8 protein-coding genes are annotated in these 9,325 nt (G+C 71.6%); 5 read left to right on the forward strand and 3 right to left on the reverse strand.

Annotation, left to right across the window (positions count from 1 at the left end; translation table 11 throughout):
• Nucleotides 1–218: 218 nt before the first annotated feature.
• Both AB0I81_RS56415 and arfB read right to left on the reverse strand, forming a co-directional pair.
• A complete protein-coding gene (locus tag AB0I81_RS56415) occupies nucleotides 219–1,151 on the reverse strand; it encodes an acyl-ACP desaturase (RefSeq protein ID WP_360677291.1) in 933 nt (310 codons plus the stop codon).
• Nucleotides 1,152–1,349: 198 nt separating this feature from the next.
• The gene (gene arfB / locus AB0I81_RS56420; protein ID WP_360677293.1) at nucleotides 1,350–1,757 is read right to left on the reverse strand and encodes an alternative ribosome rescue aminoacyl-tRNA hydrolase ArfB; all 408 of its coding nucleotides are present in this window, start codon (nucleotides 1,755–1,757) and stop codon (nucleotides 1,350–1,352) included.
• Between the two features lie 167 nt (nucleotides 1,758–1,924).
• Here arfB and AB0I81_RS56425 point away from each other — a divergent pair, with 167 nt between their 5' ends.
• From AB0I81_RS56425 to AB0I81_RS56435, 3 genes are all read left to right on the forward strand, one after another.
• The gene (locus AB0I81_RS56425) at nucleotides 1,925–2,749 is read left to right on the forward strand and encodes a hypothetical protein (RefSeq protein ID WP_360677295.1); all 825 of its coding nucleotides are present in this window, start codon (nucleotides 1,925–1,927) and stop codon (nucleotides 2,747–2,749) included.
• Nucleotides 2,746–3,348 (forward strand): HAD family phosphatase, encoded by a 603-nt coding sequence (locus AB0I81_RS56430; RefSeq protein ID WP_360677297.1) that lies wholly within the window; start codon nucleotides 2,746–2,748, stop codon nucleotides 3,346–3,348. Before AB0I81_RS56425 ends, AB0I81_RS56430 begins: the two co-directional genes overlap by 4 nt.
• A 218-nt stretch (nucleotides 3,349–3,566) precedes the next feature.
• Nucleotides 3,567–5,129 (forward strand): alkaline phosphatase D family protein, encoded by a 1,563-nt coding sequence (locus AB0I81_RS56435; protein WP_360677299.1) that lies wholly within the window; start codon nucleotides 3,567–3,569, stop codon nucleotides 5,127–5,129.
• A gap of 292 nt (nucleotides 5,130–5,421) precedes the next feature.
• Here the strand turns inward: AB0I81_RS56435 and AB0I81_RS56440 are convergent, their stop codons facing one another.
• Complete coding sequence (locus AB0I81_RS56440) at nucleotides 5,422–7,479, reverse strand: efflux RND transporter periplasmic adaptor subunit (RefSeq protein WP_360677301.1); 2,058 nt, start codon at nucleotides 7,477–7,479, stop codon at nucleotides 5,422–5,424.
• A 146-nt stretch (nucleotides 7,480–7,625) separates the two neighbouring features.
• Between AB0I81_RS56440 and AB0I81_RS56445 the strand changes: the two genes are divergently transcribed.
• Together AB0I81_RS56445 and AB0I81_RS56450 are read left to right on the forward strand one after the other, a co-directional pair.
• Nucleotides 7,626–8,768: a biotin/lipoyl-binding protein gene (locus tag AB0I81_RS56445; protein ID WP_360677303.1), complete on the forward strand. Its 1,143-nt coding sequence runs from the start codon at nucleotides 7,626–7,628 to the stop codon at nucleotides 8,766–8,768.
• Nucleotides 8,765–9,325, forward strand: a 561-nt coding sequence (locus tag AB0I81_RS56450; RefSeq protein WP_360677305.1) for an ATP-binding cassette domain-containing protein, incomplete at its 3' end; no start/stop codon positions are given. The genes AB0I81_RS56445 and AB0I81_RS56450, both read left to right, overlap by 4 nt.

The raw sequence follows: 9,325 nt of genomic DNA on the forward strand, positions 1-9,325 counted from the left end.
GGGATGTCCAAGACCATCCCCAGGTCAAGAGGGCGCACACGCTTCGCCGGACGGGGGTGGCGTTCGACCACGGACGGGGCCGAGCGAGCGCCGTAACGGCGGCCGGCCCCGTGAACCGGAGGAGCGTCTCCCTGGACTGGGCCCAGCCACGTGCGGTGGTCGGGCCCTCCCGCGCGGAGCCGTAAAACCAGGAGTTTTGAGAGGGAGACGGCGCGGCGCTACTGCCGGCGGGCGGCGGCGCGGGCGCGGCGCTCCTCGCGGCGCTCCACGAATCGGGCCGCCGTGGCGTCGGCCTTGGCCAGGAAGGCCGACAGTTCCTCGCGGGCCTGCTCACCGTCGCCGTTCAGCCCCTGCTTGTCGAACACCGACCACTGCCGCAGCACCGGCATGAGCACGTCGTCCAGGTGCAGGCGCAGGTCGTAGATGCCCTCGTTCGCGATGATCATGGCCTTGCGGGCGAAGCCGTCCATGCCCTGCCCCGGCATCTGGAAGGTGGTCACCACGTCCGTCACCGCGCGCATGGTCTGGTTCGGGTCGAGCTCGAAGGCCGCCTTGAGCAGGTTGCGGTAGAAGAGCATGTGCAGGTTCTCGTCGGCGGCGATCCTGGCCAGCAGCCGCTCGCAGCCCTCGTCGCCCGAGGCCATGCCGGTGTTGCGGTGCGCGATCCGGGTCGCCAGTTCCTGGAAGGACACGTACGCGAGCTGCTGCAACATGGTGTTGTACTCGGTGGCGAAGCCGGACTCCATGTGCGCCATGCGCGCCCGCTCCAGCGCCACCGGGTCCACGGCGCGGGTGACGGTGAGATAGTCGCGCAGGGCCGTGCCGTGCCGGTCCTCCTCGGCCGTCCACCGGTGCACCCAGGTGCCCCAGGCCCCGTCGCGGCCGAACGTCGAGGCGATCTCGTGGTGGTAGCTGGGGAGGTTGTCCTCGGTCAGGAGGTTGACGATGAGCGATACGCGCGCGGCTTCGGGGATCTTGGAGTCCCCCTCCTGCCAGGCCTCCCCCCCGTAGATGCCGTCGAAGTCGCGGCCCTCGCTCCACGGGATGTACTCGTGCGGGAACCACTCTTTGGCCATCTTCTCGTGGCGGTTGAGTTCCACGGCGACCACGGGCTCGAGCGCGTGCAGCAGCTCCGTCTGAGACATCGCCATAAAAGATCTTCTCCTTCAGGTTACGGTACCGTAGGTTAGGCTACCCGAAGGAAAAAGCGGTCCAAAAGTGAGGACCTATGCGACCTGGTGTCCGCGGTGTCCTTCTTGATCGTCACCTCTCCTGTCGTACGGTGTACGGCGCAATGCGGGGCGTGGATCGTTCCAAAAGCGGTGAAACGCCTCGCGGAAAATGTCCCGTCAGGGGTTGCGGCGCAGGCGCTTGACGTCGGAGCGGTGCTTCTTGGCGGTGATGCGGCGCTCGACGGAGCCGCGGCTCGGCTTGGTCGGGCGGCGGCGCTTGGGCGGCGGGGCGATGGCCTCGCGCACCCGCTGGGCCAGGCGGTGCTCGGCCGCCTCCCTGTTGCGCAGCTGGGAACGGTACTCGGAGGCGGCGACCGTGATCGTGTCCGAGCCCAGGCGCTCCAGGGCCCGCGCCTTGAGCGCCGGCGGCAGCGCGGTGCTCGCGGCCACGTCGAAGGTCAGCTCCACGCGGCTGTCGGTGGTGTTGACGCCCTGACCGCCCGGGCCTGAGGAACGGGAGAAACGCCAGACGAGCTCGACGTCGGGGATGACGATCGAGTCGTTGACGACCAGCGGGCCGGGCATGCGCGGAGCTCCTGTCCACGGAACGGGCGTTCGTTACAAGATGTCACCGTATACGGCGGCCCCATGCCGTCCGCAATGGCATTTTCCCCTACCCGGACACCGGTTGGCCGATCGCAAGCGGCGTATGTGAGTATCGCGCGCAGGATCACGGGGTTGGGGAGGCAGCGGTGGCCGTCATCGTCGGCGTGCACGGGATCGGCAAGTACAACTACTACCTGCGGGCCGGCAGGTCCGTCCCGGGGGCGGCCGAGGCCATGCGGCTGAAATGGGACCGCTACCTGCATGCGGCTCTGGGGGGCGAGTCGCGGGCGTACTTCGCCGAGATCGCCTACTTCTCCCACTTCCTGCACGACGGCGGGAACGACGGCCCGGCGCCCCGGGCGGCGGCGGCCGACCTGGAGACGCGGGCCGAGCAACTGCTCGAAGGCTGGGCGCGGCAGATCGGCGTGGGCGAGCACGTCACGGGGGCGCTCAAGTCGTTCACCGGGTGGCTGCTGGACCGGCTGGACGGCCGGTCGGCGGCCTTCGCCAAGCTGTTCGCGCCCGAGGTGGCCGCCTACCTCACCGACCAGGCCAGGCGCGAGCGGTCCCGGCAGGCCGTGGCCGCGTGCATCAGGAAGAACCGGCCGCAGGTGGTGATCGCCCACTCGCTCGGCAGCGTGGTCACGTACGAGGCCCTGTGGGCCAACCCGGACCTGCGGGTCGATCTGCTGATCACCCTCGGCAGCCCGCTGGGCATGCGCAACGTCATCTTCGAGCACCTGCTGCCCGCCCCCGTCAACGGCCGGGGCGAACGGCCCAAGGGCGTCAGGCGCTGGGTCAACATCGCCGACAAGGACGACATCGCCGCCATCCCGCCGCAACTGGCCCGCAGCTTCACCGGCGTGGACGTCGAGGAGCTGGTCAACCTCGACTGGATCGACTTCCACACCGCCGAGAAGTATCTGGGCTGCCCGGCGCTGCACCCGCATCTGCGACCATTTCTCGCATGACGTGGATTGTCTTCGACTACGGCGGTGTCCTCTCCCTGCCCCAGCCCGACTCCGACGCCGAGGCCATGGCACGGGCCGTGGACGTCGAGCCCGAGACGTTCAAACGCGGCTACTGGGAGCACCGCCTGGAGTTCGACCGGGGGAGCCTGACACCGCACGCCTACTGGTCGGCCGTAATCGGCCGGACCGCCACACACAACGAGGTTGCCCGGATGGTCGCGATGGACGTCGCGAGCTGGGCCTATCCCAACACCGGCACGGTCGGCCTGCTCGGCGAGCTGATCGAGGCGGGCCGTGACGTGGCGCTGCTGTCCAACGCGCCGGTCTGCGTCGGCGAAGGGCTGGACGAGCTGCCCTGGATCGCCGCGATCGGGCACCGCTTCTACAGCGGCAGGATGGGCCTGGTCAAACCCGACCGGGAGATCTACGACGAACTCGCCCGCGACCTCGGCACCGACCCCGCCGAGGTCTTCTTCATCGACGACCGTCCCGAGAACGTCGAGGGCGCCCGGCGCGCGGGCATGAACGGCGTGCACTTCACCCCCGGCACCGACCTGCGCGCGGCCCTCCCCGGCACGAACGGCGGCCGCCGCCCCTGATCGGTCAGCGCGCGGCACTCCCCGGCACGAACGGCGGCCGCCGCCCCTGATCGGTCAGCGCGCGGCACTCCCCGGCACGAACGGCGGCCGCCGCCCCTTCTTCGTGAACGGGTGATGCCGTTGCCGGGGGGTGGCGCCCGCTGACCGACCGGTGCTGTTCATCCGCCCTTGACTCCGCTGTCACGGCGGGGTCAGCGCGGGTGGACATACCTGGTGACGTGGACCGCAGAGCCTTCCTGACAGCGGCGACAGCCGGCCTTCTCATCCCGCCGCCCGCCATCCCCGCGGCGGCCGCCTCATCATCGTCCAGAACTCTCAGAGCCGACCCCTTCTCGCTGGGTGTGGCCTCGGGCGACCCGTCCCTCGACGGCTTCGTCCTGTGGACCCGGCTGGCGATCGACCCGCTGGGCGGCGACGGCCGCGGCGGCATGCCCTCCCGTGACATGGAGGTGGACTGGCAGGTCGCCACGGACGAACGCTTCACCAAGGTCGTGAAGTCCGGCACCGCCACCGCCAGGGCCGGCGCCGCCCACAGCGTGCACGTCGAGCTCAAGGGCCTGCAGCCGGGGCGCGACTACTTCTACCGCTTCAGAAGTCAGGGCAGGCTCTCACCGGCCGGGCGCACCAGGACGACGCCGCAGGGCGATACGCCGCTCAACTTCGCGGTGGCCGCCTGCGCGCACTACGAGCACGGCTACTACACCGCCTACCGCCGCCTGGCCGAGCAGGAGCCCGACCTGGTGGTCTTCCTCGGCGACTACATGTACGAGTACGGCCCCAGCGGCTACAAGTCCATAGCCGGCCGCGTACGCGACCACACCCCCGGCAAGTGCGAGACGCTCGCCGACTACCGCCTGCGGCACGCCCAGTACAAGAGCGACCCCGACCTGCAGGCCGCGCACGCCGTGGCCCCGTGGCTGGTGTCCTTCGACGACCACGAGGTGGAGAACAACTGGGCCGGCGAGGTCTCCGGCAGTGACACGCCGGGCTTCGAGCAGCGGCGGTCGCAGGCGTTCAGGGCGTACTACGAGAACATGCCGCTGCGCCGCGCCACCCTCCAGGGGGCGGTGCTCAAGGTGAACCGGCGCATCTCCTGGGGCACGATGGCGCGTTTCCACCTGCTCGACACGCGGCAGTTCCGCGACGACCAGGCCTGCCTGGACGGGGTACGGGCCGGCTGCGACGAGCGGCTGGCGGACAAGCGCACGCTGCTCGGCTCCGACCAGTGGCGCTGGCTGGAGAGCGGCCTGCACGACTCCACCACCCGCTGGAACCTGCTCGGTCAGCAGATCATGGTGGCCCACCGCGACTTCAAGATCGGGCCGGGCCGCGAGGTGAACCTGGACTCCTGGGACGGTTACGCCGCCGAACGCACGCGGCTGCTGGAGTCCCTGTCCAGCACGCCGAACCCCGTGGTCCTGACGGGTGACGCGCACATGCACCACCTGGCCGAGCTCAAGACCGACTTCGACGACCCGGACTCGCCGGTGGTGGCCAGGGAACTGGTGGCCTCCTCCATCGCCAGCGACGGCGACGGATACCGGGACCGTACGTGGATCGCCGAAGCCCTCCAGGAAAATCCCCACATGTCCTACATCGACCAGCGGCGCGGCTACCTGATGGCGCGGCTGACCCGCGACGAGATGTCGGTGGACTTCCGCACGCTCGACTACATCTCCCGCAAGGGCGCCCGCGCCAAGACCTCACACCGCCTGTCCATCCCGGCCGCCACCCCTGACTCGGCCGCCGCGCGGGCCGCCGCCGCTCCTCGCGTTGGCTGAAGGTTGGCTGGGAGCCCGCTGAAGATCGGCTCAACCGGGACCCGGCCGGGAAGGCGCGGGGCGGATCGTCATGGTGGGCCCGGCCGGACTTCGGGTGGCAGGTACGAAGTCCGGCCGGGCGTCAGCCGGACACCGGGTGGCAGGTTCGGGGTCCGGCTGGATTGACCGGGCCGGGCGGGCGGGTGGTTGCCGTCCGGACCGGTCAGCTCATGGGCAGGGGCGGCCCCCGGCGCGTCGTCCTGCCGCCCCCGGCGAGCACGCCCGCCTCATGCGTCCGCCCCATGCGTTCGGCTCATGCGTCCGGCCAGGTTCCGTCGGGGAACTCGCCCGAGGTGCCGCCCGACATGACCACCTGGTCGCTTTCGCCCAGGCCCGAGACGACCTCCACGTACTGGTCGCCGCGTACCCCGGTGCGCACCACGGTCGCCGAGTCCCGCCCGCCGGAGCGCACGGTGACCACCTGAGTGCCGTCTGAACGGGTGCGTACGGCCGCGGCCGGCACGTACACGGCGTCGTTCCCCGACTCCTCCGTGGTGACCGTCACCGAGGCGGTCTGCCCGAGCATGAGCCCGGCCGGCGGCTCGTCGAAGGCGAGGGCGACCGAGTAGCGGACGAGCTGGCCGTCCACCGTCGAGGTGGGCGCGATGGCCGTCACCGTTCCCTGGTGGTGTTCGCCGTTTCGGGTGGCCAGGGTGATCCGGGCCTTCTGGCCGAGCTTGAGCCGGTTCACGTCGGACTCGGTGACCATGGCCTGGACCTGGAGTTCGTTCAGGTTGCCGAGGCTGATGAAGGTGCCGGTGCCGACCGTGTCTCCGGTCTTGCCGCCGACCGACAGCACTGTGCCGGCCGCCGGGGCCACGATGCGGGTGCCGCGTACGGCCTCGGCGGCCTGCTCCACGGCGGCTTCGGCTCGATCCACGCTCGCGGCCGCCTGCTCCTCACCGACCCCACCCTTACCCACCGCCTCCGGACCGCCGGTGCCAGGGGTGCCAGGGGTGTCAGGGGTGTCAGGGGTGCTGTCGGCGTGGCCAGTGCTGCTGGTGCCACCGGTCTTACCCGCGTTGCCGGTCCCGTTGCGGGCGCAGGAACCCTGCGAGGGGCTGGTGCTGGGCCTGGCTGTGGACTTGCCGGTTGCGGACGGTTTCGCGCTGGTGGAGGGCCTGCCGGTGGCGGACGGCGCGGCGGTGGGGGAGCCGGTCGAGGACGGTCCGCCCCCAGGCTGCACATCCCCGCCGTCCGAATCCCCGCCTGATCCACCGGGACCGCCGGGATCACCAGGACCACCAGGACCACCAGGACCACCAGGATCGCCGGGACCGCCTGTTCCGCCGTCGGACGCGCCGCCCGTCGGAGTGACGGTGACGGTCCTGATCACGGTCTTGGTGGCCGTCACGGTGACCGTCACCGTGGGCTGCGGCTCGGGCTCGGAGGGACCGGACGTCGGCGTGGGGTGCGTCGAAGGTCCCGGCGTGGGCTCCGTCGCCGGACGCGAAGTGGAGCCGGACACCGGGCGTGCACCCAGGCCCGCCTTCTCGCCGGACGGCGCCGAGGACCCGAGGACAGGCGTCGCAGGCCCAAGCACCGGTGCCGCAGGTCCGACGGCACCATCGGCCCCACCACCCGCCACAGCCCCGCCGGTCCCGGAGACGCGGGCCACTGCGCCCCCGGGACCGGCCACTCCGGCGGAAACGGCACCAGGGGTCGCCGCGCCGGACGAAACCGGCGTCGCGCCGGTGGCTCTACTGGAAGGTGTCGCGCCGGTCGCCTTGCCGGTGGCAGCGGGAGTCGTGGCGTCTGGGACCGCGTTACCCGCCGTCGTGGCGCGAGGCGTCACGTTGCCCGTGGCCGTGGACGTGGCGCGGGGTGTCGCGTTGCCCGTGGCCGTGGCGCGGGGTGTCGTGTTGCCCGTGGTCGGTGCGCAGGTGGTCGTCGTGGTCCCAGCGCCGCGAGTGGTGGAGGGCGTTCTGCCGGTCGAGGCGGGCGTGTCGCCTGCTGTGGCGGCCGTCTTCAGGGACTCCTCCGCCGCCGCCAGATCGGCCTTGGCCGCCTCGTACGCCTCCCGCGCCGCCCGCCCATCGATCCTGGCCAGCACCTGACCCTTCTTCACCTTCGCGCCCACCTTGACGTACACCTTGGTCAGCGGCCCGGAGGAGCCGAACGCCAGGTCCCTGCGCGAGCCGTCCACGGTGTTCCCCGCCGCGCTCACCGAGGCCGTGACGGGCCCGCGGGCGGCGGAGGCCAGCCGCACCCGCGCGGCCGGCGGGGCGTCGTCGCGCAGCGCCAGTGCCAGGCCGGACCCGGCCACGAGCACGGCCAGGGCGAGCCCGCCCAGCGCGAAAGTCGCTCTCATGACGGGCCATCCTGACCGAGCAGTATGGCGCCAGGCTGCGAGCACCCTAAGAGTTACCTGTACGCCCGGCGCCAGGACCCGGTTGTCAGCGAACGTTCAGCTTGCTCGCGGCTGCGGCGCAGCATTGTGTGCAAGGGTCACCGCCTGTGAAGGTGTCGATCAGGCGCAGAGCGCTGATGACGAACGGGACGCTCACGGTGCTCCTGCTCGGTGGCGCCGGGCTCGCCTATGCGCAGCTCGGCACGGGACAGGCCGCCGGTGAGACCGCGGTGCGCACGGTGACCGCGGGCCGGGGCTCGGTGACCGCCTCGGTGTCCGCCTCGGGAGCGGTCGAGAGCTCCCGTTCCAGAGCGCTCTCGTTCGGTACGAGCGGGACCGTGGCGAAGATCTACGTCAAGCCGGGCGACAAGGTGGCCAAGGGCGACCTGCTGGCCAGGCTGGACGACTCCGCCGCCCAGGAGAGCCTGTCGGCGGCCAAGGCCGACTACGACAGCGCCCTCGACGACGGGACCGGCACCGCCCAGCTCTACGCCGCCTACGTCAAGGCCCGCAACGCCTACCGGGAGGCCCGGCGCACGGTGGCGGCGACCGTACTGAAGGCCCCGTTCAAGGGCACGATCACCGCCGTGAACGGCTCGGTCGGCGGGCAGGGCACCACGAGCACCGGAGGCGCGGGCTCCACCGGTTCAAGCAGCTCAGCCGGTTCAAGCAGCTCCACCGGTTCGAGCGGCTCCTCCGGGTTCGTCGAGCTGGCCGACACCACCAAGTTGCGGCTCGTCGGGACCTTCACCGAGTCGGACGTCGGCAAGCTCAAACAGGGCCAGAAGGCCGCGATCACGTTCGACGCGCTGCCGGGCGTGAGCGCCACAGGCGAGGTCACCCAGATCGAACCGGTCGCCGCCACCAGCGACAACGTCGTGCGGTACCCGGTCACGGTCACCTTCACCAAGGTCCCGAGCCAAGTCAGGCTGGGCCAGACGGCCGCGGTCCAGGTCGTGGTCGGGCAGGCCGACGACGTCGTCACCGTACCGTCCACGGCGATCTCCACCAGCGGCGGCGGCACCACGGTCACGGTGCTCACCGACGGCCGGCAGAGCAGGACACCCGTCGAGGTCGGCGTGCGGGGCGCCACGCTCACCGAGATCAAGTCCGGCGTCTCCGAGGGCGACCAGATCGTGCCGCCGGCCACCACGAGCGGCACCTCAGGAAACGGCGGCGGGGGACAGCGGCAGTTCGGCGGGGGCGGCGGGTTCCCCGGAGGCGGCGGCATGCCGGGGGGCGGGCGATGACGGCCGCGGCCGGGCAACCGGCGCTGAGCGTCGTGGAGCCGGTGCCGGTCCTGCGGGTGCGGAACCTCGTCAAGGAGTACGGCGAGGGCGACGCCAGGGTACGGGCGTTGCGCGGCATCGACCTGGACGTCCAGCGCGGCGACTACGTCGCCATCATGGGCGCCTCCGGCTCCGGCAAGTCCACGCTCATGAACATCCTGGGCTGCCTCGACGTGCCGACCTCGGGCACGTACCGCATCGACGGCACCGACGTGGGCCTGCTGGACGAGCACCAGCTCGCCATCCTGCGCAACCGCAGGGTCGGCTTCGTCTTCCAGTCCTTCAACCTGATCCCGCGCATGAGCGCGCTGGCCAACGTGGAGCTGCCCCTCGTGTACGGCGGCGTCGGCCAGGCCGAGCGGCGCGCCCGCGCGCTGGCCGCGCTGGAGCAGGTCGGCCTGACCGACCGCGTACGCCACGAGCCGAACCAGCTCTCCGGCGGCCAGCAGCAGCGCGGGGGCGGGGGCCCGGGCCGGGGGCCCCCGCCCCCGCGGGGGGGGGGGCCGGCGCCCCCCCGG

The organism is Nonomuraea sp. NPDC050404, from assembly GCF_040655495.1.
In the GTDB taxonomy this organism is placed as follows: Bacteria; Actinomycetota; Actinomycetes; order Streptosporangiales; family Streptosporangiaceae; genus Nonomuraea.

Bases quoted from the DNA above. Each gene is read 5' to 3' on its own strand.
- AB0I81_RS56415 (WP_360677291.1), bottom strand. From the start codon at position 1,151: ATGGCGATGTCTCAGACGGAGCTGCTGCACGCGCTCGAGCCCGTGGTC.
- arfB (WP_360677293.1), bottom strand. From the start codon at position 1,757: ATGCCCGGCCCGCTGGTCGTCAACGACTCGATCGTCATCCCCGACGTC.
- AB0I81_RS56430 (WP_360677297.1), top strand. From the start codon at position 2,746: ATGACGTGGATTGTCTTCGACTACGGCGGTGTCCTCTCCCTGCCCCAG.
- AB0I81_RS56440 (WP_360677301.1), bottom strand. From the start codon at position 7,479: ATGAGAGCGACTTTCGCGCTGGGCGGGCTCGCCCTGGCCGTGCTCGTG.